We start from the raw sequence: 22323 nt of genomic DNA, 5'->3' as shown, positions 1-22323 counted from the left end.
GGGGTCTCCTCGTTTTCAGTGCAATAAGTGACGGTACGAAAAGCTAGCACTGGCGCGGAGGTGGTGTTGGTAGATCGTTGATTTCATTGACTTTCCTGTTCACTTTCAAATCTGCGATTCGTGGCGTCAAACCGTGGTCGGTTTCATCCATTGGTGCCAGTTATCGATGCATTTGGCCGCGAAGGCAGGATTTGGTCAGCATAGCGGTCAACCGGGAAGCGAAACACACCCCGCAAGTTGATGCTCTCCAGCCTGGTGGGCGCAATCTTCCCGATCAGTTCCGGTGGAATGACCTGGCGGCGGTTCGACCAGCGATCCAGGACCGCCTGCATCTGTGAGGTATTCCACGCCATCACGATGTTGGCCATCAGGCTCAACGCATCGGCCACAGCCTGCATTTCATCGACACGTTTGGCCTGCGCCGGGCTGATCCGGCCGGTATAAATGGCGCGCTTGAGGGCGTTAACAGCCTCGCCCCGATTGAGCACCCGGCGCAACTCGTTCCTGAAAGCGTCCTTGACAAAGTAGTCAGCCAAAAACGCCGTACGCAGCAACCGCCCCAATTGCACGCCAGCCTCATAGATTGGATCGCCCTGGGCGGCAGAACCGAACCGCGCAAGAGCTGCCACCGCACTGGCATGTCCGCTCATGACCGAGGCTGCCAGGTGCACCAGACTATCCCAATGCTTTTCGATCAAAGCGACGTCGACATTGGCTTCGCACACCGCAGCGATTTCTGCGGGCACTTTGGTGCCGCGTGGCACAAAGAGGTGGCGCTGTTTGAGTTCCTTCAACCGCGGGCAAAGATCAAAACCAAGCAAACGGGCATGTGACATGGCAAAGTCGGTGTAGCCATGGGTATCCACAGCAAGCTGGCTGGTCTCCAGCTTTTCTTGGCGGATGACACCTTCAATGGCCACGCCCGCCTGGCGCTCATTGAGCACAAAGGGCTGCGCATGGAAGATGCCCCACCGGTCTTTTACATGGGAGTAGATTCCAATGGAAGGTGTGTTGCGCCGAGGATCAAGCCGGGCTTGCCACACCCGTTTGGTGGTCTCCATGGTCATCATGTCAGAAGATGCCAAATCGGACCGCCCCCAGGTGGCGGCAATCGGGTGTCGCTGCATGAATTCCAGCACAGCCTGGCAGGCCTGGCTCAGACGCCGTTCGTCCCGCGCCCAGCGCATGGCCTGGCGAATGCTGGTGGCAGACAATTGCGGAATCATGCGCGCGCATTCGACCGCAGTCAGACTGGTGCCGTGGGCCATGATGCCGGCATAGACCATCAGCAGCTCGTCGGTAGAGCGCGGCTCACGTCCGAGCATGATCCAGCTAAAGCGCACCTGGGCGTCAACGGCCAGAATCACTTCCGGCAATTGAACCTCACCGATGCGGTGATCCAAAGCCGCGCGCAGCTTGGTCACTTCTGGGTCTTCGTCCTCTGCGGGCAATGGCGACAAATGGAGTTCATCATCCACGCGCAGTACGCCACTGCGGGCTGCAGCGGCCACCGCATCGACACCGGCAGTTACTCTGGCCAGCAAAGGCTTCAAGAAAGTGGCAGCCTTGCTGGGTAACGATAGACGGGCATAGTGTTTCTTGGACTCTGCCTGCCAACGCTCGTCCGTGAAGAACAAGCGCGCACGACCCCGAAAGCTCAGGCTGTGCTCAATCCAGACCGAGCCATTGCGCACCGCGCGGCGCAGGGCAAACAGGGTGGCCACCTCCAACGCCTGAAACGCCCGTTCCCGGTCTGGGCTGGAGATCGAAACCTGCCAGATCATTCCCAGACTTGGTGCCACCACTTCAACTGGCAGCTTTCTGGATCCTTTGAGATATAAAGCTTGCAGCTTGGCAAGGTACTCGATGGCAGGATGCTCGCCGGTGGCCTGCCAGGGCAGCTTTGCAATGGCGACGAGCAACGACCGCACGGGGCGAATTCCATCAATCAATCCCTCGCGGACCAGGGAGGCCCTGCTCGGTGGTTTGCGTTTCTGGGTTTCGGTGATCAAGGCTTCAAGACGGGCACGCAACTCAGCATCTGGCACCGCACCTTGCGCGCTCAAGGCAACAAGTTCGCCGAGCAGCGTTTTGTACATTGCGGCCCAATTGACGGTAGCGGGGACATCGGCGGCAGCCTGACGCCACAGATCGGCGATCCGGCGCTGCACCATAAGGATCAACTGGTCTGTGGTGGTGAACAGGCAATACCGAAGAAAGCATGCGACCTCCACGGTGCGCGCTGGCTCTTTGATCTTGGCTCCGGCTGAGGGCGGCCTGGAGACAAGTCGGCGCGCGTAGCGGCGCAAGATGAGATCGGGGATGTCTGCCAGGTGCTTATGAACGTCCAGCGTGTAAAGCAGGTCGATGCGCTCCAGTACCTCGCTGATTTGGCGGGTTGAGTGTTTCGCCGGTGCAGCCCATAGCCAACTCTGCTGGGTTTGTCCATCTGGGCGCAGCTCTGAAACTGAGGCTCGCCAGCGATCAAGTGTTGCTGGATCAACGCTGGCGGCGATGGCGGTGCCTGTTTCAACTTCAAGCTGGGCAAGTGCCGCCGCAATCAGTGTCCGAATTGCCCGCTCGTGCACGATCACCAGCTTGTTCTTGTACAGCCATTGACGCGCCCGCACGAGTACTGGAATTACCCGAAAGGCACCGAGCAAACGCCCACTCATGCGCAGGAAACCAATATGGAGCGCCAGACCAAGCTTGTGGGAATCACCTCGGCGTGCATTGATTGCGTCGCGCTCGGCACCATCGAAGGTGAAAAATGCCTTCATCTCGAAGTCGCTGATATCGCGGGGGAGCCCACGCATCCCCAAAAACGTTGTGTGCCAACCCTGCATCGTGAACCTCAAAAGTGGGAGGCCACCATACCCGTTTACAAAGCGAACAGGAAAGTCAATGAAATCAACGGTCTACCCAGACCACCCCCGCGCCAGTGCTAGCTTTGCGTACCGTCACTTATTGCACTGAAAACGAGGAGACCCCGGCTACGGCTGGTACGGAATGATGGCGCCGGCCGGCACGCCGGCCGATGTCGTGGAGCGGCTCAACGTCGCGGTCAACGCGGCCATCGCCGACCCCGAGGTGCGCCGCAAGGCCGAGGCCGCAGGCCTGCAGCTGCGCGGCGGCACGGCCGCGGCGTTCAGCAGCTTCATCACCGCGGAGACGAAGAAGTGGGCGCAGATCATCGAGGCGGCGAACATCAAGGCCGAGTGAAGTCGGTCTGAGGGCCCGCCGCTGGATCACCCTGCAGTGATGCGCCCGATCAGCTCCTCGCGCGAGGCCGCGCCCGCCGCGGGCGCCAGCACGAAGTCCCAGTCCACGCGCCAGAACGGCGCTTGCATGCTGTGGCGGCGGGCCTCTTCGGGATTGTCCACCTTCCGGAAATCAGGAAACGGATCGCGGCCAGCCACTCCTGGTGCGTGGGCTCGACCTCCTTGACGGCCGCATGCAGGTGCCGCACTAGCGCGGCCATGCCCTGCTGGAGGCGCGGCGAGGCGTCCTCGCCCATGCGGGCGTTGACGACCTCGGCCGAGCTGTCTTCGGCGAAGTACGCGAGGCCACCGCGGTCGCTGTCGGATGGGGGCTGTGGCATGGAGTCTCCTGTTCGTGGCGGTGGCGGGCGCCCTGCCCGCCGGGCGGCGCGCTCAGGCCTGGGCGACGTCATGCCGGCACGGCGTCCGCCTGCGGCACCGGCCCGCGGGCCTGCGGCTCCACCGCCCCCACCCAACCGGCCGCCGCGCCGATGCTGTGCAGCAGGTGCTCCGTGAAGGCACGCACCTTGGCATTCGCCTTGCCGCTGGGCCGCAGCAGGTGGATGCCGCTGACCTCGGCCGGCGGCGCGTCTTCCAGCTGCAGCGCCACGATGCGCCCGGCCGCCAGGTCTTCGCCGATGGCCCAGTTGGGCATCAGTGCGATGCCCAGGCCGCGCGCCGCGCACAGGCGCCGCGTGTCGCAGTCGTTGCTCTCCAGCGCCACCTGCGGCGGCTGGCGCCAGTCGATGCCGGCCAGCTCGCGCCAGCCACGCACGCTGGTGCTGTGCTGGCGGTCGATCAGCCGGTGCTGCGCCAGATCGGCCATGCAGCGCGGCGTGCCGTGGCGGCGCAGGTAGGCCGGCGAGGCGCCCATCACATAGCGCTGGCTGCCGATGCGCCGGCTGACCAGCGCGCTGTCGGGCTGGTCGCCGATGCGGATCACGAGGTCGAAGCGCTCGGCCACCGGATCGACCACGCGCTCGGTCAGCTCCAGCTCGACATTCAAGGCTGGATAGCGGTCGAACAGCGTGGGCAGGTGCGGGGCCACATGGCGGCGGCCGAACGCGGGCACACAGCTCACGCGCAGCAGGCCCTGCACGCTGCCGTCCAGCGCCACCACCTCGCTGCGCGTGTCCATGAGCTCGTGCAGGATCTTCAGCGCGCGCTCGTACAACAGCGCACCGGCCTCGGTCAGCGCCAGCGCGCGGGTCGATCGCGTGAGCAGCGGCACCTGCATCTCGCGCTCCAGCGCGTCGATCTGCCGGGCCACGGACGAGGCCGCTAGGCCGCGGCGCCGCGCGGCGGCGGAAAAGCTCTTGTCCTGCACCACGTCGACGAACAGGGAAAGGCTTTCGGCAAAACCCAGGGGATTCATCTGTGCACCTCACGCAAAGGCGTTTGACCCGCGGGCGGCATTCCGCTCGCGTGGCGCAAAGAATAGCATCGACCGCCTCATCCGACCGAGCCTTCACGCCATGCACACACACGAGACACCACGCGCCCACGGGTGCATTCCCGCAACAACCCTGCGCCGACGCCAGGCGCTGCTGGGTGCGGCCGCGGCGCTGCTGCTGGCCGGCCCAGGACCGGCGCGTGCCGACGACTACCCCAGCCGCATGCTCACGCTGATCGTGCCCTTCGCTGCTGGCGGCACCGTGGACAAGGTGGCCCGCATGCTGCAGGAGCCGCTGCGCGAGCGGCTGGGCCAACAGGTGGTGGTGGACAACCGCGGCGGCGCCGGCGGCACCATCGGCATGGCCCAGCTGGCCAAAAGCGCGCCCGACGGCTACACGGTGGCCATGGTGTTCGACTCCTACGCGACCGAGCAGCACATCCACCGCAAGCTGCCCTACGAGACGCTGCGCGACTTCGCTGGCGTCTCCTATGCCGTGCGCTCGCCCATGGTGCTGGTGGTGCCCGCGGCTTCTCCCTACAAGACCGTGCAGGACTACGTGGCCGCCGCGCGCCAGCGCGAAGTGACCTACGCGTCGGTGGGCGCTGGCAGCTCTAACCACCTGGCGGCCGAGCTGTTCCACGAGACCGCCGGCAGCCGCGGCCTGCACGTGCCCTACAAAGGCGGCGGCCCGGCCATCGCCGACCTGCTGGGCGGCCATGTCGATTCGATGATCGCCAGCCTGCCACTGGTGCTGCCGCACGTGCAGGCCGGCAAGCTGCGTGCGCTGGCCGTGACCTCGCAGGCGCGCAGCGCCGCACTGCCCCAGGTGCCGGCCGTGGCCGAGGCGCACAAGGGCTTCGAGATCTACTCCTGGGTCGGCATGGTGGCGCCGGCCAAGACGCCCGCGCCGGTGCTGGACAAGCTGTCGGTGGCGATGGCGGCCACGCTGCGCGACCCGGCGCTGGCGCGCCGCATGGCCGACAACGGCTTCGAGGTGGTGGCCGGCGACCGCGCCGCCATGGACCAGCTGGTGCAGCGCGAGAGCCAGCGCTGGGGCCAGCTCATCGCCAAGCGCAAGATCAGCGTGGAGTGAGCGCCGTGCAGAACCAGCCCTTCACCTACGAGAGCCGGGCGCAGCGTGTGCTGTTCGGTGCCGGCACGCTGGCGCAGGCGCCGGCCGAGCTGGAGCGGATGGGCGCGCACAAGGCCCTGGTGCTGTGCACCGCGCCGCAGCGTGCCCAGGCCGAAGCCGTGGCGGCCCTGCTCGGGCCGCGCGCCGCCGGCATCTTCGACGGGGCGGTGATGCACGTGCCCATGGCCAGCGCCGAGGCCGCGCGCGCTGCGGCAGCACAGGCCGGCGCCAATGCGCTGGTGGCCGTGGGCGGCGGCTCCACCGTAGGCCTGGCCAAGGCGATTGCGCTGGTCTCGCCGTTGCCGGTGCTGGCCATCCCCACCACCTACGCGGGCTCGGAGATGACGCCCATCTACGGGCTGACCGAGAACGGCCTCAAGCGCACCGGTCGCGACGTGCGCGTGCTGCCGCGCAGCGTGCTGTACGACCCCGAACTCACGTTGGCACTGCCGGTGGGCCTGTCGGTGGTGAGCGGCATCAACGCCATCGCGCACGCGGCCGAGGGCCTGTACGCGGCCGACGGCAACCCGGTCATGGGCCTGATGGCGACCGAGGGCATCGCCGCGCTGGGCCGCGCGCTGCCCGCGCTGCACGCCGCGCCGCACGACCTGCACGCGCGCAGCGATGCGCTGTACGGCGCCTGGCTGTGCGGCCTGGTGCTGGGCAGCGTGTCCATGGCCCTGCACCACAAGCTGTGCCACACGCTGGGCGGCAGCTTCAACCTGCCGCACGCCGAGCTGCACACCGTGGTGCTGCCGCACGTGCTGGCCTACAACGCCAAGGCGGCGCCGCACGCCATGCAGCGCATCGCCGCCGCGCTGGGAACCGCCGATGCCGCGCTGGGCGTGCACACGCTGGCGCGGCGACTGGGCGCACCCACCGCGCTACGCGACATCGGCATGCGGGAAGAAGACCTGGACAAGGCGTGCGCGCTGGCCCTGCGCGACGCCTACCCCAATCCGCGGCCGATCGAGGCCGCGCCGCTGCGGAACTTGCTGCAAGAGGCGTTCGAAGGTGCGGCGCCGCGGCCGCCAAACCCCTCGACAACACCGACACAACAAACGACGGAGACGACCCCATGACACGTCTACAAACCTGCATCGCCGCAGCCAGTTGCGCCGCACTGGTCGCCTGCGCCAGCGGCCCCGGCACGCCGCCAGAGCGCACTGTGCAGGCGCGCGTCGTCGCCCAGCAGTCTGGCCCCTCCTTCCTCGAAAGCATCGCCGAGGGCCCGGACCGCGCCTTGTATGTCACCGACTTCCACAACCGCCAGCTGTTGCGCTACGTGGACGACAAGGGATTCAGCGTGCACGCCCGGCTCGACGTCCATCCATGGGGCATGGTGTTCGACAGCGATGGCACGCTGTACTTCGGTGCGGCCGAGCGCGGCATCGTGGACAAGACCTCGCCGCCCACGCAGTGGGTCTGGCGCCAACGCCGCGGCGAGGCACCGCAACCCTTTCTGAAGATCGAGCAGGCACGCGCGCTGAACGGCATGACCCTGCTCGCGCCAGGCCGCATCCTGATCGCCGACGGCCGCGGCGGCACGGTATGGCTGCTCGATGTCGCCGCCCGCAGCGCCAGCCCCTTCGTGCGCGACGCGCTACTGGATGTGCCACCCGGCTTCGCGCTGCCCACACCGGCCGCGAACGGCCTGAAGATCCACGCCGGGCACCTGTACGTTTCCAACACGGCGCGCGTGGCCATGTTGCGCATTCCGCTCGGTGCCGACTTGCGGCCCGGCGCCGTGCAGGTCTTCGTGGAACCGCTGCGCGCGGACGACTTCGCTTTCTCGCCGAGCGGCAACCTGTATGTCACCACGCACCGGCGCGAAATCCTGCGCGTCACCCTTGAGGGACGCGTCTCGGAGGTGCCAGGCATCGGACCCGAACTGGTGGGCAGCACTGCCATGGTCTGGCGCAGCGGCGAACACAGCGCCTACGCCATCAACGATGGCGGCTTCATCGGCTTCCACTGGTACGGGGGCTCCACGCCCACGGCCTCGAACCTGGTGCGGCTCGACGGGCTGGACTGAGAGGTTGTGCATCTCTGGCGGGCCCTGACGCCAAGGTGGCATGCCCCACCATCGCTGTTCCATGCGGAGAACACCCCAGCCGGCCCGCATCAGCGCCCCAGAAAGTCAGGCTTTTGGCGCGCGAAGAACGCGTCCACGCCGGTGCGGAAATCGTCCGTCGCGGCGCACACCTGGAACGCCGCCGACTCCGCATCAAGCTGCTCGGGCAGCGCGCGGTCAAAGCTCGCGCGCATGAGCCGGCGCAGCTGGCCCAGCGCCACCGTCGGGCCATTGGCCAGCCGCTGCGCCAGCGCCATGGCTTCGCCCGCCAGCGCATCGGCCGGCACCACGCGGTTGACCAGGCCCATGCGCTCGGCCGCCGCCGCGTCGAGCATGTCGCCCAGCATGGCGATCTCCAGCGCACGGCGCAGGCCGACCCAGCGCGGCAGCGCCCAGGAGGCACCCACGTCGCAGCTCGTGCCGATGTTCACGTAGGCCAGGTTGAAGCGCGTGCCCTCGGCCGCGAGCACGAAGTCGGCCTGCAGCATGAGCGACAGGCCGGCGCCGGCCGCCACGCCGTGCACCTGGGCCACCACGGGCGCATCGATGCCGGCCAGCACCACCAGCGCCTCGTGCAGCGGGCCGATCAGCGCCTTGGCGCCGCCCTGCGGATCGGCCTGCAGCACCGCCAGGTCGCCGCCGGCCATGAAGCCCTTGCCGCTGCCCGACAGCAGCACGGCGCGCACGCTGCTGTCGGCGGCGATGTCGCGCACGGCCGCGAGAAAGCCCTCGGCCATGGGCACGTCCAGCGCATTGAGCGTGGCCGGGCGGTTGAAGCGCAGCGTGGCGACCGCGCCTTCGCGGCCGATCTGCAGGGGGGCGTCGTCTTGCGTCATGCGGGGCTCTTTCGTGGTGCGCGCCGGCCCGGTTGGCGGGTGGCGGCAGCTGGGGGAACAGGGGGAACGGCGGGAACGGGGGCGAGCACGCCGCCCAGCAGCAGCGCAATGCCCTGCTCGGCGATCTGCTTGGGCGCCATGGCGCCGTCGGGCCGGTACCAGCGGCCGATCCAGCTCAGCGCGCCGGCCAGCATGAAGGCCGCCAGCTTGGGATCGCAGGGCTGCAGCGAGCCTTCGGCAATGCCCTCTTCGACCAGCCGGCGGAACTCGTGGTCGATGCCGGCCTTGAGCCGGCGCAGCTCCTTGCGCAGCGGCGGCGGCAGCGGGTCTTCGCCGATGCGGATCACGCACTGGCCGAAGTCGTCCATCACGATGGCCGCGTAGCTGCGCATGCAGGCCTGCAGCTGGTCCAGCGCGCGGCCGCCCTGCTGGCGCACCTCGGCAATGCCCTCCTGCATCATGGCCAGCGCCGCGCGCACGCATTCGAGCAGGATGTCGTCCTTGCTCTTGACGTAGTAGTACAGCGTGGGCTTGCTCACATGGAGCTTCTTATTTAGCTCCAGCAGCCCCATTGATACTGTGATTTCATCCAGCAATGGTATCCGATTGGCTCTCCCCGGTGTTCTTGCTCACGACATCCCCATACGTCACTGGCGGCGTAACCACCGCTTGCTGCAGCAAGCGGTAAAACAGCATCCCGCGTGAGCTGGATGTGCGCCGGTTGAAACGGAACACGAATTCATCGAGATAGGCGTCCAGGTGGTCTGGCTGTACAGAGCCATGATGTGTTCCCAGCACCCAGCGCTGTACCAGTGAGGCGACCCGGTGCACTCCCGCCATGGAGACATGGGCAGGTACGCCTGAGCCGAGCATGACGGTGCGCTGGTGGGTGTAACCCAGTTCTCCCAGAGCGCGGTATGCCGCCGAACCATCCGTGCGTACCTGGGCTCCAGGCTCGACCACCTCCTGCACAAAGGGGATTACGTGGGTGGCGGCGTCTCGGTCAATGCGGCGTAACCGGATGCGCCCAAACCCCTTGGGCTCCACGATCTCCACCGCCATGACCATCAACACTTTGGTGGTGCTGCTCTTGCGCCCTGCAGGGGTGGCGGGATTCTTGCGATCCGTGATGGACAGGTACGTTTCATCCACCTCCACAAGCCCCTTGAGCTTGTCCCGGCCCGGGCGGACCATGGCACGTCGAAACCGGTGCAGCATGGTCCAGGCGGTCTGGTAGCTCCCCAAACCCAATACGCGCTGCAGCCCCAGGGCGCTCACGCCTTGTTTCTGATTGGTCAGGTACCAAGCTGCAGCCAGCCAGACACGCAGCGGTGTGCGCGTCTTGTCAAAGATGGTTCCAGATGTCACTGTGCCTTGGTACTGGCATGAGCGGCACATCAGGCGGGTGCGGCTGGCGCGGTACACATCGCCAGCGTTGCCGCAACGCGGGCAGACGAAGCCTTGGGGCCACCGAAGCTTCTCCAGGAACGCCTGGCAAGCCTCTTCGGTGGCAAACCAGTCAAGAAATTCGTTCCAGGTGCGGGGGTAGTCCCCTCCAGGAGTTGGCGTTAGCATCTGGGTTTCCATCCAGCTATTCTCACGTCACTGGAGCTAAATAGATACCCCTTGCATTTGTACAGTATTCATGTCAGCCACTTCCAAGCCCAAGCTCTACAACCCACGCCACCCCGAACGCACGCTGCTCTACCAAACGGTAGCCGAGCACTACGAGACCTGGCTAGAGTTGGCCAGCGCGGGTCAGTTCGACGGCCAGGGCGACCACCACACCCCCAAGCCCTTCGTGCGCAAAGCGTTTGCCAAGTATCTTGAGTGCGGCATCTTTGCCCATGGCTTTGCCCGCGCTCGCTGCGGCGACTGTGGGCACGACTACTTTGTAGCCTTCTCCTGCAAAGGCCGGGGAGTCTGCCCCTCGTGCACCACGCGGCGGATGGTGGAGACGGCGGCACACCTGAGCGACCACGTTTTCCCCCGCCTGCCGGTGCGCCAGTGGGTGCTCTCCGTGCCCAAGAGGTTGCGGTACTTCATGCAACGCGACGGAGCGGTGCTGAGCATGGTGCTGCGCATCTTTCTGCGGGTGATCGCACAAACTCTGCAGACCCACAGCCCCGGTGCGGCCCATATGGACAAGGCAGGCCTGCACATCGGTGCCATCGCCTTCATTCACCGATTCGGCTCCAGCCTCAATGAACACGTCCACTTCCACGTCTGTGTGGTGGGCGGGGTGTTTGAGGAAGTGGAGGGCGAGGGCGATGCTGATGCGACCCCTCGAATCTCATCGCCGGGTGTCATCTTTCACGCGGCCACCGGCATCGATGCGGCTACCGTGGCCCCAGTGCAGACCACACTGCAAAAACGCATCCTGCGCGCCTTCGTTGCTCGGGGCCTGCTGGAGAACTGTGACGCCAAAGACATGCTGGGCTACAAACACAGCGGCTTCTCGGTGGACGCCGGTGTCTGCATCGAAGCCCACGACCGCGCTGCGCTGGAGCGGCTGCTGCGCTATTGCGCGCGTCCACCGTTTTCCATGGAGCGCCTACGCAAAGAGGGAAGCAAACTGGTGTACCGCTGTGCCAAACAGCGCAGCGAGCCCACCAGTGACAAGCGTGGTGCCAAGGCAGATGAGCTGCACCTCACACCGCTGGAACTGATCGACCGCATCGCCGCGCTGGTGCCACCGCCACGCACCCACCGGCACCGCTACTTTGGTGTGCTGGCACCAAACTCGCCGCTGAGAGCGGCGGTAACGGCGCTGGCTCAGCCTGCTGCGTCGCAACCAGCCACGGTGGAGACTGCACAACCTGGCGCGGGCGTACCTGGGGTGGCGGCGCCGGGCAACGCGGCCACACCCACACCCGAACCTGAAGCACGCCCGAAGCGAGCGGCGCATTACTTGTGGGCGGTGCTGATTGCCCGCATCTACGAGGCATTTCCGCTGCTGTGCCCCATGTGCGGTGGGCAGATGCGCATCATTGCCTTCATCACCCACAGCGCCGAAATCCGCCACATCCTGAACCACATCGGGGTGGAGTCTGCCCCCCCGCACATCACCCCGGCACGCGGGCCACCGCTGTGGGAGGGCTGCGACGCGCCGGTGGATGATGGTGCGCAAGGCGAGCCGGATTGGGATCTGGCAGCTCAACCCGACGAGGTAGACCAGCGCGTCAATTGGTGACCCAGTGAAGCGGCGGTATCCATCGCTGCGGGGAAGCAGCTGCGCGCGCGCCAGGCCCAAATGCATACTGCCTCCCAAGCTCTTGCCATTGAGCGGCAAGCGAGCGCTCAACCTTCCTTGGCCGAACGTGTTTCGAGGCCCAAAACTCGTGCCATACTTGGCCTCATGCGGTTGAATTTCCTATCCGTAGCATGATCTACGTTCTGCACCTGCTCGACAGGCCTGGCACCGAGGCGCTGCGGGCCGAGGTGCGCCCCAGGCACAAGGCCTACCTGGCCCAGGTGGCCGATCGCATCGCGTTCGCCGGGCCGCTGCTGTCGGCAGGTGGCCAGCACGGGGTCGGCAGCCTGCTCGTGATCGAATTCGCCAACGCGGCGGCAGCGCAAGTTTGGCTCGACGCAGAGCCCTTTACCCGCGCCGGCCTGTACGCACAGACCCTCGTTCACCCCTTCGAGAATCTCTGGCCGCAGAAGGCCGGATTTCCACCCCAACCCTGAACCAAGCCCACCATGATCAAGCACATTGTGATGTGGAAGCTCAAAGGCAGCACGCCCGCTGAGCGAAAGCTGAATCGCCATATCGTAAAGCACGCCCTAGAGAGCCTCCGGGGCAAGGTGCCCGGGCTTTTGCGCCTGGAGGTGGGGCTCGACCAGAGTGATGTCGACTACGCATTCGATGTCGTGCTCTACAGCGAGTTCGAGTCGAGCGCTGCGCTGGCCGCCTACGCCGATCACCCGGAGCATCAACGAGTACGGCGCGAGATGAGCGATCTGCGCGTCCAGCGCCATCAAGTCGACTACGCCATCAACTAAAGGAACCAAGCCCCATGAGTCACCGAATCGATCCCACCGCCTGGGCCGCCCTGTTTACCGAAGCACGCAGCCAGAACGGCTGGCTCGACAAGCCGGTCGGCGAATCGCTATTGCAGGAGTTGTACGAGATCACGCGCATGGCGCCTACATCGATGAATTGCCAGCCTGCGCGATTCGTCTTCTTGACCACCGAATCAGCCAAGGCCAGGCTCCTGCCGGCCCTGATGCCCGGCAATGTAGAGAAGACCCGCAGCGCGCCGGTCGTGGTCATCGTGGCCTACGACAGCTGCTTCTATGAGGAGATGCCTCGCATCTGGCACAACCCCGCCGCACGCGACATGTTTGGCGGCAATTCGGCACTGGCCGCGAGCACCGCGTTTCGCAACGGCTCGCTGCAGGGCGGCTACATGATGCTGGCGGCGCGCGGGCTTGGGCTCGATTGTGGCCCGATGAGCGGCTTTGCCACCGACAAGGTGGACGCAGAGTTCTTCCCCGATGGCCGCTGGAAATCCAACTTCCTGTGCGGCCTAGGCTACGGCGACGCCACCAAGCTGATGGCGCGCCAGCCGCGCCTGTCTTTCGCGGAAGCGTGCCTCATTCTTTAAGGCTGGCATTCACATGATCACGCTGCACACCTGGGCCACGCCGAACGGGCGCAAGATTTCCATTGCGCTCGAAGAGCTAGGCCTACCCTACGAGCTGCGCGCCGTGGACATCGGCCGTGACCAGCAGTTCGCGCCCGAATTTCTGGCGCTCAACCCCAACAACAAGATTCCGGTAATCGAAGACAGCGACGGTCCCTGCGGGCAGCGCCTGGTGTTGTTTGAGAGCGGCGCGATCCTGCTCTACCTGGCCGAGAAGTCCGGTCGACTGCTGCCTGCCGATCCTGTCGCGCGGCTGCAAGCGATCCAGTGGCTGATGTTCCAGATGGGCGGAGTCGGTCCAACTTTCGGGCAGACGCACCATTTTCGACGCTACGCCCCCGAGCAGACTTACGGTTTGCAGCGCTACTCGAAAGAGACACACCGCCTTTACCGGGTGCTCGACGGCCACCTCGCACACTCGACCTACCTCGCGGGTGACGAGTACACGATCGCCGATATTGCCACGTATCCGTGGATTGCCCGCTTCGAGCTGCACGCATTGCCGTGGAATCAGGTGCCACACGTCAAGCGCTGGTTCGACACGGTGGGCGAGCGTGCCGCAGTGCGGCGCGGCATGGCAGTCCCAAAGATTTGAGCGCATGGAAAGGTAACGATATGCTGAAAGTACTGGGACGGGCAAGTTCATCCAATGTTCAAAAGGTCATGTGGTGCTTGGCTGAGTTGGCTCTGCCGAGTGAGCGGGTGGACTTCGGTGGCGCCTTTGGCGGCAACCGCGAGGAGACCTATTTGCGACTGAACCCGAACGGAGTGGTCCCCACGCTGATCGATGGCAATCACGTGGTTTGGGAGTCGAATACGATCCTTCGCTACCTTGGCAACACGCGGGGCGAGTCCTTGTACCCACCGCAACCTGCGCGTCGAAGCGAGGTGGACTGCTGGATGGACTGGCAGCTCGGGACGCTGAACAACGGCATCACGCCCTTGTTTCAATCAATTGTCCGCACGCCTGTAGATCAACGCCAGCCGGAAGTCGTCGAACAACACCGTGCGGCAACGGCACGCTGGATGTCGCTACTCGACGCGGCGTTGGCTCAACGCGAGTTCGTTGCCGGGCCGACACTTTCGTTGGCCGATCTTGCGCTTGGTCCCTCGGTCTATAGATGGTTCGAGCTACATGTCGAGCGGCCCAAGCAGCCGCACCTGCAGGCGTGGTACGAGCGCATGGCGAAACGGCCTGGGTTCCTCACCCATGTCATGGTCGGCCTGTCATGAAGGAGGTCGACCTCTTTGTCATTGGCGGTGGTTCGGGGGGTGTGCGCGCGGCGCGCATTGCTGCGGGCCACGGAGCAAGGGTTGCATTGGCCGAGTCGTCACGCATCGGCGGCACCTGTGTCATCCGTGGCTGCGTGCCCAAGAAGTTGATGGTGCTGGCTTCGCGCTGTTCGCAGGAGATCGACGTGGCCACCGCCTTCGGTTGGACCGTCGGTGAGCGCCGATTTGATTGGGAGCGCTTGCGCAGCAACATTGCTGCCGAGGTTAGCCGCCTGGAGGCCGCCTACACCAATGGGCTGTTGCAGGCGGGTGTATCCGTTCTGTACGACCGCGCGACCCTCGAGGACCGTGGCGTGGTTCGCCTTGCAGGCAGCGGTGAGGCTATCCGCGCCCGCCGCATCCTGATCGCGACCGGAGCACGGCCGTCGACCGCGGAGGAACTGCCGGGCGCGGAACTCGCGAGCGACTCTGACGCGTTCTTCGAGTGGCATTTGCAACCAGCACGCGTTCTGGTTCAGGGGGCAGGATACATCGCACTTGAGCTGGGGTGTCTCTTGCAGCGCCTAGGCTCGCAGGTCACGCTGGTGATGCGCGGCACGACCGTGCTGCGTGGCTTCGACAACGGTCTGCGCGAACATCTCCAGCAGGCCCTGTTCGAAACGGGCATGGCAATCGTGCCACGCTGCACGGTGACGGGGCTCACTCGCCACGCCGATGGCAGCATTCAGGCCAAGTTGTCTGACGGCAGTTCAGCCGCCTTCGATGCGGTCCTGCGCGCCACGGGTCGCCAGCCCAACACACGCGAGCTGAATCTGGAACAAGTCGGTGTGGCCACCACCGCGAGCGGCGCGATCGTCGTCGACGAGTGGTCGCAGACCTCGGTGGCGGGCGTTTACGCTATCGGCGACGTCACTGCACGGGCTTTGCTGACCCCGGCCGCCGTGCGCGAAGGCCACGCGCTGGCCGATACCCTGTTCGGTGGCCGCAAGGTGCCGGTCGCCCACGATCTGATTCCTACCGCCGTGTTCACCACGCCCGAGGCGGCCACGGTCGGCCTCGGCGAAGAGGGCGCGGCGGCCCGCTTCGGTGCGATCGACGTCTACGAGGCGCGCTTCAAGCCGATGAAGCACGCAATGTCCGCCCAACCCGGACACATGCTCATCAAGGTGATCGTGGATCGCGCTAGCGATCGCGTGCTCGGCGTCCACATCGTCGGCCCGGAGGCCGCCGAGATGATTCAGTTGGCGGGCATAGCGCTGCAAATGGGTGCGACAAAAGCACAGTTCGACGCCGTGCTTCCGGTACACCCGACCGCGGCCGAAGAAATCGTGACGCTGCGCGCACCGACGCGTCGCCACGGGTGAGCGGCCCGACTCAAGCCGATGGACCTGCCGCGCCACCAGACCGCGATGACCGTGCTGATGACACCAGACACAGTCAACTTCGCAGGCAATGTTCATGGCGGCACGATTCTTAAGCTGCTCGATCAGGTAGCTTACGCCTGCGCCAGCCGCTGGTCGGGTCAGTATGTGGTGACGCGCAGCGTCGATCAGGTGGTGTTTCGCGAACCCATTCATGTCGGCGAGCTCGTGACCTTTCTGGCCAGCATCAACCATACCGGCCGCTCGTCGATGGAAGTGGGTGTGAAAGTGCTTGCCGAGGACGTGCGCAGCGGTGCGGCCCGTCACGTAAAGCGCTGCTGCATGTGGCGGCCGTCATGGACGAGGTCAGCCACATGGCCGACCTGGGCGTGGACTTTGGCGCACCGGTGGTCAACATCGACAAGCTGCGCGGCCACAAGGAAAAGGTCATCGGCAAACTCACCGGCGGCCTGGCCCAGATGGCCAAGATGCGCAAGGTGACCACGGTGCGCGGCTACGGCGCTTTCGTCGGTGCCAACCACCTTGAAGTGGAAGAAACCACCGGCACCGGCCAGGACAAAACCGGCACCAAGAAGGTCATCGCTTTCAAAAAAGCCATCATCGCCGCCGGCAGCCAGGCCGTGCGCCTGCCCTTCATGCCCGACGATCCGCGCGTGGTCGACTCCACCGGCGCCCTGGCGCTCAAGGAAGTGCCCAAACGCATGCTGATCCTGGGCGGCGGCATCATCGGCCTGGAAATGGGCACGGTGTACAGCACGCTGGGCGCGCGCCTGGACGTGGTCGAGATGATGGACGGCCTGATGCAGGGCGCCGACCGCGACCTGGTCAAAATCTGGCAAAAGATGAACGCCAAGCGCTTCGACAACATCATGCTCAAGACCAAGACGGTGGGCGCCAAGGCCACACCCGAAGGCATTGAGGTGACGTTTGCCGCAGCGGAAGAGGGTGGGACCGCCCCCGCGCCCCAGATGTACGACCTCGTGCTGCAGGCCGTGGGCCGCACGCCCAACGGCAAGAAGATTGCCGCTGAAAAGGCCGGCGTGGCCGTCACAGACCGCGGCTTCATCAACGTCGACATCCAGATGCGCACCAACGTGCCGCACATCTTCGCCATCGGCGACATCGTCGGCCAGCCCATGCTGGCGCACAAGGCGGTGCACGAGGCGCATGTGGCGGCGGAAGTGATTGCCGGTGAACTGCAAGGCAACAAGGAGCTGGCCAGCGCCGCCTTCAATGCCCGCGTGATCCCCAGCGTGGCCTACACCGACCCCGAAGTGGCGTGGGTCGGCCTCACCGAAGACCAGGCCAAGGCCCAGGGCATCAAGGTCAAGAAGGGCCTGTTCCCGTGGAGTGCCTCGGGCCGCGCCATTGCCAACGGCCGCGATGAAGGCGTCACCAAGCTGCTGTTCGACGACAGCCCCGAAGCAGGATCAGGAGACGGCCATGCTGGCCGGGGCCACGGCAAGATCTTGGGCGGTGGCATGGTCGGCACCCACGCGGGCGACATGATCGGAGAGATCGCGCTGGCTATCGAGATGGGTGCGGACGCAGTGGACATCGGCAAGACCATCCACCCGCATCCGACGCTGGGCGAGAGCATCGGCATGGCGGCGGAAGTGGCGCATGGCAGCTGCACGGATGTGCCGCCTGCGCGCAAGTAAGTCCGCAGCCAAGCTACCCTGCCAAGGCCCGAACTGGCGACGGTTCGGGCCTTGTGCTTTGCGTACCCAAACAATCGCCGCAGAATACTGTGCATTTGTACAGCATTCATGCCAATCACTGCAAAACCCAAACTCTACAACCCACGCCACCCCGAACGCACGCTGCTGTACCAAACGGTAGCCGAGCACTACGAGACCTGGCTAGAGTTGGCCAGCGCGGGTCAGTTCGACGGCCAGGGCGACCACCACACCCCCAAGCCCTTCGTGCGCAAAGCGTTTGCCAAGTATCTTGAGTGCGGCATCTTTGCCCATGGCTTTGCCCGCGCTCGCTGCGGCGACTGTGGGCACGACTACTTTGTAGCCTTCTCCTGCAAAGGCCGGGGAGTCTGCCCCTCGTGCACCACGCGGCGGATGGTGGAGACGGCGGCACACCTGAGCGACCACGTTTTCCCCCGCCTGCCGGTGCGCCAGTGGGTGCTGTCGGTTCCCAAGCGGCTTCGTTACTTCATGCAGCGCGACGGGCCAGTGCTCAATATGGTGCTGCGCATCTTCGAAGCGGGTGATTGCGCAAAGCCTGCAGGCGCACTGCATTGGCGCGGCCAATGCAGACAAGGAAAGCCTGCACATCGGCGCAGTGGCCTTCATCCACAGGTTCGGCTCCAGCCTGAACGAACACGTCCACTTCCACGTCTGTGTGGTGGGCGGGGTGTTTGAGGAAGTGGAGGGCGAGGGCGATGCTGATGCGACCCCTCGAATCTCATCGCCGGGTGTCATCTTTCACGCGGCCACCGGCATCGATGCGGCTACCGTGGCCCCAGTGCAGACCACACTGCAAAAACGCATCCTGCGCGCCTTCGTTGCTCGGGGCCTGCTGGAGAACTGTGACGCCAAAGACATGCTGGGCTACAAACACAGCGGCTTCTCGGTGGACGCCGGTGTCTGCATCGAAGCCCACGACCGCGCTGCGCTGGAGCGGCTGCTGCGCTATTGCGCGCGTCCACCGTTTTCCATGGAGCGCCTACGCAAAGAGGGAAGCAAACTGGTGTACCGCTGTGCCAAACAGCGCAGCGAGCCCACCAGTGACAAGCGTGGTGCCAAGGCAGATGAGCTGCACCTCGGGGTCTCCTCGTTTTCAGTGCAATAAGTGACGGTACGAAAAGCTAGCACTGGCGCGGAGGTGGTGTTGGTAGATCGTTGATTTCATTGACTTTCCTGTTCACTTTCAAATCTGCGATTCGTGGCGTCAAACCGTGGTCGGTTTCATCCATTGGTGCCAGTTATCGATGCATTTGGCCGCGAAGGCAGGATTTGGTCAGCATAGCGGTCAACCGGGAAGCGAAACACACCCCGCAAGTTGATGCTCTCCAGCCTGGTGGGCGCAATCTTCCCGATCAGTTCCGGTGGAATGACCTGGCGGCGGTTCGACCAGCGATCCAGGACCGCCTGCATCTGTGAGGTATTCCACGCCATCACGATGTTGGCCATCAGGCTCAACGCATCGGCCACAGCCTGCATTTCATCGACACGTTTGGCCTGCGCCGGGCTGATCCGGCCGGTATAAATGGCGCGCTTGAGGGCGTTAACAGCCTCGCCCCGATTGAGCACCCGGCGCAACTCGTTCCTGAAAGCGTCCTTGACAAAGTAGTCAGCCAAAAACGCCGTACGCAGCAACCGCCCCAATTGCACGCCAGCCTCATAGATTGGATCGCCCTGGGCGGCAGAACCGAACCGCGCAAGAGCTGCCACCGCACTGGCATGTCCGCTCATGACCGAGGCTGCCAGGTGCACCAGACTATCCCAATGCTTTTCGATCAAAGCGACGTCGACATTGGCTTCGCACACCGCAGCGATTTCTGCGGGCACTTTGGTGCCGCGTGGCACAAAGAGGTGGCGCTGTTTGAGTTCCTTCAACCGCGGGCAAAGATCAAAACCAAGCAAACGGGCATGTGACATGGCAAAGTCGGTGTAGCCATGGGTATCCACAGCAAGCTGGCTGGTCTCCAGCTTTTCTTGGCGGATGACACCTTCAATGGCCACGCCCGCCTGGCGCTCATTGAGCACAAAGGGCTGCGCATGGAAGATGCCCCACCGGTCTTTTACATGGGAGTAGATTCCAATGGAAGGTGTGTTGCGCCGAGGATCAAGCCGGGCTTGCCACACCCGTTTGGTGGTCTCCATGGTCATCATGTCAGAAGATGCCAAATCGGACCGCCCCCAGGTGGCGGCAATCGGGTGTCGCTGCATGAATTCCAGCACAGCCTGGCAGGCCTGGCTCAGACGCCGTTCGTCCCGCGCCCAGCGCATGGCCTGGCGAATGCTGGTGGCAGACAATTGCGGAATCATGCGCGCGCATTCGACCGCAGTCAGACTGGTGCCGTGGGCCATGATGCCGGCATAGACCATCAGCAGCTCGTCGGTAGAGCGCGGCTCACGTCCGAGCATGATCCAGCTAAAGCGCACCTGGGCGTCAACGGCCAGAATCACTTCCGGCAATTGAACCTCACCGATGCGGTGATCCAAAGCCGCGCGCAGCTTGGTCACTTCTGGGTCTTCGTCCTCTGCGGGCAATGGCGACAAATGGAGTTCATCATCCACGCGCAGTACGCCACTGCGGGCTGCAGCGGCCACCGCATCGACACCGGCAGTTACTCTGGCCAGCAAAGGCTTCAAGAAAGTGGCAGCCTTGCTGGGTAACGATAGACGGGCATAGTGTTTCTTGGACTCTGCCTGCCAACGCTCGTCCGTGAAGAACAAGCGCGCACGACCCCGAAAGCTCAGGCTGTGCTCAATCCAGACCGAGCCATTGCGCACCGCGCGGCGCAGGGCAAACAGGGTGGCCACCTCCAACGCCTGAAACGCCCGTTCCCGGTCTGGGCTGGAGATCGAAACCTGCCAGATCATTCCCAGACTTGGTGCCACCACTTCAACTGGCAGCTTTCTGGATCCTTTGAGATATAAAGCTTGCAGCTTGGCAAGGTACTCGATGGCAGGATGCTCGCCGGTGGCCTGCCAGGGCAGCTTTGCAATGGCGACGAGCAACGACCGCACGGGGCGAATTCCATCAATCAATCCCTCGCGGACCAGGGAGGCCCTGCTCGGTGGTTTGCGTTTCTGGGTTTCGGTGATCAAGGCTTCAAGACGGGCACGCAACTCAGCATCTGGCACCGCACCTTGCGCGCTCAAGGCAACAAGTTCGCCGAGCAGCGTTTTGTACATTGCGGCCCAATTGACGGTAGCGGGGACATCGGCGGCAGCCTGACGCCACAGATCGGCGATCCGGCGCTGCACCATAAGGATCAACTGGTCTGTGGTGGTGAACAGGCAATACCGAAGAAAGCATGCGACCTCCACGGTGCGCGCTGGCTCTTTGATCTTGGCTCCGGCTGAGGGCGGCCTGGAGACAAGTCGGCGCGCGTAGCGGCGCAAGATGAGATCGGGGATGTCTGCCAGGTGCTTATGAACGTCCAGCGTGTAAAGCAGGTCGATGCGCTCCAGTACCTCGCTGATTTGGCGGGTTGAGTGTTTCGCCGGTGCAGCCCATAGCCAACTCTGCTGGGTTTGTCCATCTGGGCGCAGCTCTGAAACTGAGGCTCGCCAGCGATCAAGTGTTGCTGGATCAACGCTGGCGGCGATGGCGGTGCCTGTTTCAACTTCAAGCTGGGCAAGTGCCGCCGCAATCAGTGTCCGAATTGCCCGCTCGTGCACGATCACCAGCTTGTTCTTGTACAGCCATTGACGCGCCCGCACGAGTATTGCGATTCTCGAATAGGTAGCAAGTTCAAGAATGTTTTCAGAATCGGCGCAATGTGATCGTGACGGTAGATACAACTGACCGGTACAGTGGCCTTGGAGCCCACGAGTTCAGTGAAGCCGAAGTCAGGCCACGAAATCATGGCTACTGTCTCGGGAACAATTGTCACGCCGACGCCGGCCAACGCCAGAGCCATGGCTGCATTGACGTCTTCAACTATGGCGACAACCTTTGGCTCCACTCGCGCGTTTTTGAATACGCCGATGACTTCGTCTGCGAAACTGGGGCGTCCTTCTCGCGGGAACAGGATCAAGGGCTCGTTACGAAGCGCGCTGCAATGAACTTGCTCACCAAACGAGCGAGCGCGCGACTTTTGCGCACCCAGAAATAGCCTCTCATTGGTTACGTTTCGGACAACTACACCCTCCTGATAGGGGTAGAAACGCCCGAACCCGATATCGATGGTGCCAGCGTCCAGCGCTTCAATCTGGCGGTTCTTGCTCATCTGCGTCAAGGACACAGTTGCCGAGGGAGCAACCGACAAGAGTTGCCGCAGCAGTAGCGGTAGCGTATGCAAAACGACGGTTCCGAAATAGGCGACGCGCAATTCCCCGATTTCACCGCGCGATGCTGCACGTGATCTCACCCTTGAGATCTCGGTAACGTGCAGTAGGCGCCTGGCATCCTCTAAAAATGTTGTACCCGCTGCCGTCAGTTCTACGCCGCGGTGCGTGCGTTCAAACAGCACCACACCGAGATCCTGTTCCAGGGCCTGTATTTGTCGGGTAATGGGCGGCTGAGAAATATGCAGGCGTCTTGCCGCAGCACCGATATTTCCCTCTTCTGCGACCGCGATGAAATAGCGAAGCTGCCGAAATTCCATTTAATAACCTCTGGTTTTCCCTAGGGTGAGCACCGCCAATCCATACCGATCCCGTATCAAAAAGGC

The 22323-nt window shown here is 64.2% G+C and carries 17 protein-coding genes and 6 pseudogenes; 14 read left to right on the top strand and 9 right to left on the bottom strand.

From position 1 onward, the window contains the following. Positions 1-143: 143 nt before the first annotated feature. Positions 144-2846, bottom strand: a complete 2703-nt coding sequence (locus ABNX08_RS43035) for a Tn3 family transposase (RefSeq protein ID WP_008344252.1) — start codon at positions 2844-2846, stop codon at positions 144-146. Between the two features lie 160 nt (positions 2847-3006). Here ABNX08_RS43035 and ABNX08_RS43030 point away from each other — a divergent pair. Further along, positions 3007-3222: pseudogene (locus ABNX08_RS43030) on the top strand (tripartite tricarboxylate transporter substrate-binding protein); the annotation flags it as partial. Between the two features lie 26 nt (positions 3223-3248). On the opposite strand, the gene ABNX08_RS43025 reads toward ABNX08_RS43030, so the two are convergent. From ABNX08_RS43025 to ABNX08_RS43015, 3 genes and pseudogenes are all read right to left on the bottom strand, one after another. Further along, positions 3249-3383 (bottom strand): hypothetical protein, encoded by a 135-nt coding sequence (locus ABNX08_RS43025; protein WP_349609827.1) that lies wholly within the window; start codon positions 3381-3383, stop codon positions 3249-3251. Between the two features lie 11 nt (positions 3384-3394). Continuing rightward, a pseudogene (locus tag ABNX08_RS43020) lies at positions 3395-3601 on the bottom strand (dioxygenase); the annotation flags it as partial. Positions 3602-3669: 68 nt separating this feature from the next. Further along, the gene (locus ABNX08_RS43015) at positions 3670-4635 is read right to left on the bottom strand and encodes a LysR family transcriptional regulator (RefSeq protein WP_374063836.1); all 966 of its coding nucleotides are present in this window, start codon (positions 4633-4635) and stop codon (positions 3670-3672) included. A gap of 100 nt (positions 4636-4735) precedes the next feature. On the opposite strand from ABNX08_RS43015, the gene ABNX08_RS43010 reads away from it, so the two are divergent. Genes ABNX08_RS43010 through ABNX08_RS43000 form a run of 3 tightly spaced genes read left to right on the top strand, consistent with a single transcriptional unit; the run spans position 4736 to position 7823 of the window. Then, a complete protein-coding gene (locus ABNX08_RS43010) occupies positions 4736-5749 on the top strand; it encodes a tripartite tricarboxylate transporter substrate binding protein (RefSeq protein ID WP_182121130.1) in 1014 nt (337 codons plus the stop codon). A gap of 5 nt (positions 5750-5754) precedes the next feature. Then, on the top strand, positions 5755-6870 hold the full coding sequence (locus tag ABNX08_RS43005) for a maleylacetate reductase (protein ID WP_349609950.1): 1116 nt from the start codon (positions 5755-5757) through the stop codon (positions 6868-6870). Then, on the top strand, positions 6867-7823 hold the full coding sequence (locus ABNX08_RS43000) for a hypothetical protein (RefSeq protein WP_349609948.1): 957 nt from the start codon (positions 6867-6869) through the stop codon (positions 7821-7823). Before ABNX08_RS43005 ends, ABNX08_RS43000 begins: the two co-directional genes overlap by 4 nt. Before the next feature lie 89 nt (positions 7824-7912). On the opposite strand, the gene ABNX08_RS42995 is transcribed toward ABNX08_RS43000, so the two are convergent. From ABNX08_RS42995 to ABNX08_RS42985, 3 genes are read right to left on the bottom strand one after another with little or no spacing between them, the layout of a single operon-like run. Further along, positions 7913-8698: an enoyl-CoA hydratase/isomerase family protein gene (locus tag ABNX08_RS42995; RefSeq protein ID WP_031942787.1), complete on the bottom strand. Its 786-nt coding sequence runs from the start codon at positions 8696-8698 to the stop codon at positions 7913-7915. Continuing rightward, entirely contained in the window at positions 8695-9237 is a 543-nt protein-coding gene (locus ABNX08_RS42990; RefSeq protein ID WP_349609946.1) for a TetR/AcrR family transcriptional regulator, read from the bottom strand. The genes ABNX08_RS42995 and ABNX08_RS42990 overlap by 4 nt, the downstream gene beginning before the upstream one ends. Positions 9238-9283: 46 nt before the next feature. Then, a complete protein-coding gene (locus ABNX08_RS42985) occupies positions 9284-10285 on the bottom strand; it encodes an IS1595-like element ISCsp2 family transposase (RefSeq protein ID WP_011805635.1) in 1002 nt (333 codons plus the stop codon). A 58-nt stretch (positions 10286-10343) separates the two neighbouring features. Here ABNX08_RS42985 and ABNX08_RS42980 point away from each other — a divergent pair, with 58 nt between their 5' ends. The 10 genes and pseudogenes from ABNX08_RS42980 to ABNX08_RS42935 all read left to right on the top strand — a co-directional run. Continuing rightward, the gene (locus ABNX08_RS42980) at positions 10344-11891 is read left to right on the top strand and encodes an IS91-like element ISPps1 family transposase (protein WP_374063835.1); all 1548 of its coding nucleotides are present in this window, start codon (positions 10344-10346) and stop codon (positions 11889-11891) included. A 191-nt stretch (positions 11892-12082) separates the two neighbouring features. After that, complete coding sequence (locus ABNX08_RS42975; protein ID WP_012248451.1) at positions 12083-12388, top strand: YciI family protein; 306 nt, start codon at positions 12083-12085, stop codon at positions 12386-12388. 12 nt (positions 12389-12400) lie between these two features. After that, a complete protein-coding gene (locus ABNX08_RS42970; RefSeq protein ID WP_012248450.1) occupies positions 12401-12703 on the top strand; it encodes a Dabb family protein in 303 nt (100 codons plus the stop codon). A gap of 14 nt (positions 12704-12717) precedes the next feature. After that, positions 12718-13308 (top strand): malonic semialdehyde reductase, encoded by a 591-nt coding sequence (locus ABNX08_RS42965; RefSeq protein ID WP_012248449.1) that lies wholly within the window; start codon positions 12718-12720, stop codon positions 13306-13308. Positions 13309-13321: 13 nt separating this feature from the next. After that, positions 13322-13942: a glutathione S-transferase family protein gene (locus tag ABNX08_RS42960; protein WP_012248448.1), complete on the top strand. Its 621-nt coding sequence runs from the start codon at positions 13322-13324 to the stop codon at positions 13940-13942. A gap of 20 nt (positions 13943-13962) precedes the next feature. After that, a complete protein-coding gene (locus ABNX08_RS42955) occupies positions 13963-14580 on the top strand; it encodes a glutathione S-transferase family protein (RefSeq protein ID WP_041862791.1) in 618 nt (205 codons plus the stop codon). Beyond that, positions 14577-15944, top strand: coding sequence for a glutathione-disulfide reductase (gorA, locus tag ABNX08_RS42950; protein ID WP_041862790.1), 1368 nt, complete (start codon positions 14577-14579; stop codon positions 15942-15944). Before ABNX08_RS42955 ends, gorA begins: the two co-directional genes overlap by 4 nt. Before the next feature lie 18 nt (positions 15945-15962). After that, positions 15963-16280, top strand: a pseudogene (locus ABNX08_RS42945) (acyl-CoA thioesterase); the annotation flags it as partial. Beyond that, positions 16256-17623, top strand: a pseudogene (locus ABNX08_RS42940) (NAD(P)/FAD-dependent oxidoreductase); the annotation flags it as partial. The pseudogenes ABNX08_RS42945 and ABNX08_RS42940, both read left to right, overlap by 25 nt. 108 nt (positions 17624-17731) lie before the next feature. Then, positions 17732-18740, top strand: a pseudogene (locus ABNX08_RS42935) (IS91 family transposase); the annotation flags it as partial. A 143-nt stretch (positions 18741-18883) separates the two neighbouring features. Here ABNX08_RS42935 and ABNX08_RS42930 read toward each other — a convergent pair. Together ABNX08_RS42930 and ABNX08_RS42925 are read right to left on the bottom strand one after the other, a co-directional pair. After that, positions 18884-21379 (bottom strand): annotated as a pseudogene (locus ABNX08_RS42930) (Tn3-like element IS1071 family transposase); the annotation flags it as partial. Further along, positions 21331-22257 (bottom strand): LysR substrate-binding domain-containing protein, encoded by a 927-nt coding sequence (locus tag ABNX08_RS42925; RefSeq protein WP_374063834.1) that lies wholly within the window; start codon positions 22255-22257, stop codon positions 21331-21333. The gene ABNX08_RS42925 and the pseudogene ABNX08_RS42930, both read right to left, overlap by 49 nt. Positions 22258-22323 lie beyond the last annotated feature (66 nt).

The organism is Cupriavidus sp. DF5525 (genome assembly GCF_040149425.2).
Lineage (GTDB): Bacteria > Pseudomonadota > Gammaproteobacteria > Burkholderiales > Burkholderiaceae > Cupriavidus > Cupriavidus pickettii_A.
Note: the sequence above shows the minus strand (reverse complement) of the source record. Positions and strands in the feature narration are given on the sequence as shown.

Bases quoted from the DNA above. Each gene is read 5' to 3' on its own strand.
- ABNX08_RS43035 (WP_008344252.1), bottom strand. From the start codon at position 2,846: ATGCAGGGTTGGCACACAACGTTTTTGGGGATGCGTGGGCTCCCCCGC.
- ABNX08_RS42960 (WP_012248448.1), top strand. From the start codon at position 13,322: ATGATCACGCTGCACACCTGGGCCACGCCGAACGGGCGCAAGATTTCC.
- ABNX08_RS42980 (WP_374063835.1), top strand. From the start codon at position 10,344: ATGTCAGCCACTTCCAAGCCCAAGCTCTACAACCCACGCCACCCCGAA.
- ABNX08_RS42975 (WP_012248451.1), top strand. From the start codon at position 12,083: ATGATCTACGTTCTGCACCTGCTCGACAGGCCTGGCACCGAGGCGCTG.
- gorA (WP_041862790.1), top strand. From the start codon at position 14,577: ATGAAGGAGGTCGACCTCTTTGTCATTGGCGGTGGTTCGGGGGGTGTG.
- ABNX08_RS42985 (WP_011805635.1), bottom strand. From the start codon at position 10,285: ATGGAAACCCAGATGCTAACGCCAACTCCTGGAGGGGACTACCCCCGC.
- ABNX08_RS42965 (WP_012248449.1), top strand. From the start codon at position 12,718: ATGAGTCACCGAATCGATCCCACCGCCTGGGCCGCCCTGTTTACCGAA.
- ABNX08_RS42970 (WP_012248450.1), top strand. From the start codon at position 12,401: ATGATCAAGCACATTGTGATGTGGAAGCTCAAAGGCAGCACGCCCGCT.
- ABNX08_RS42995 (WP_031942787.1), bottom strand. From the start codon at position 8,698: ATGACGCAAGACGACGCCCCCCTGCAGATCGGCCGCGAAGGCGCGGTC.
- ABNX08_RS43000 (WP_349609948.1), top strand. From the start codon at position 6,867: ATGACACGTCTACAAACCTGCATCGCCGCAGCCAGTTGCGCCGCACTG.
- ABNX08_RS42925 (WP_374063834.1), bottom strand. From the start codon at position 22,257: ATGGAATTTCGGCAGCTTCGCTATTTCATCGCGGTCGCAGAAGAGGGA.
- ABNX08_RS43010 (WP_182121130.1), top strand. From the start codon at position 4,736: ATGCACACACACGAGACACCACGCGCCCACGGGTGCATTCCCGCAACA.
- ABNX08_RS42955 (WP_041862791.1), top strand. From the start codon at position 13,963: ATGCTGAAAGTACTGGGACGGGCAAGTTCATCCAATGTTCAAAAGGTC.
- ABNX08_RS43015 (WP_374063836.1), bottom strand. From the start codon at position 4,635: ATGAATCCCCTGGGTTTTGCCGAAAGCCTTTCCCTGTTCGTCGACGTG.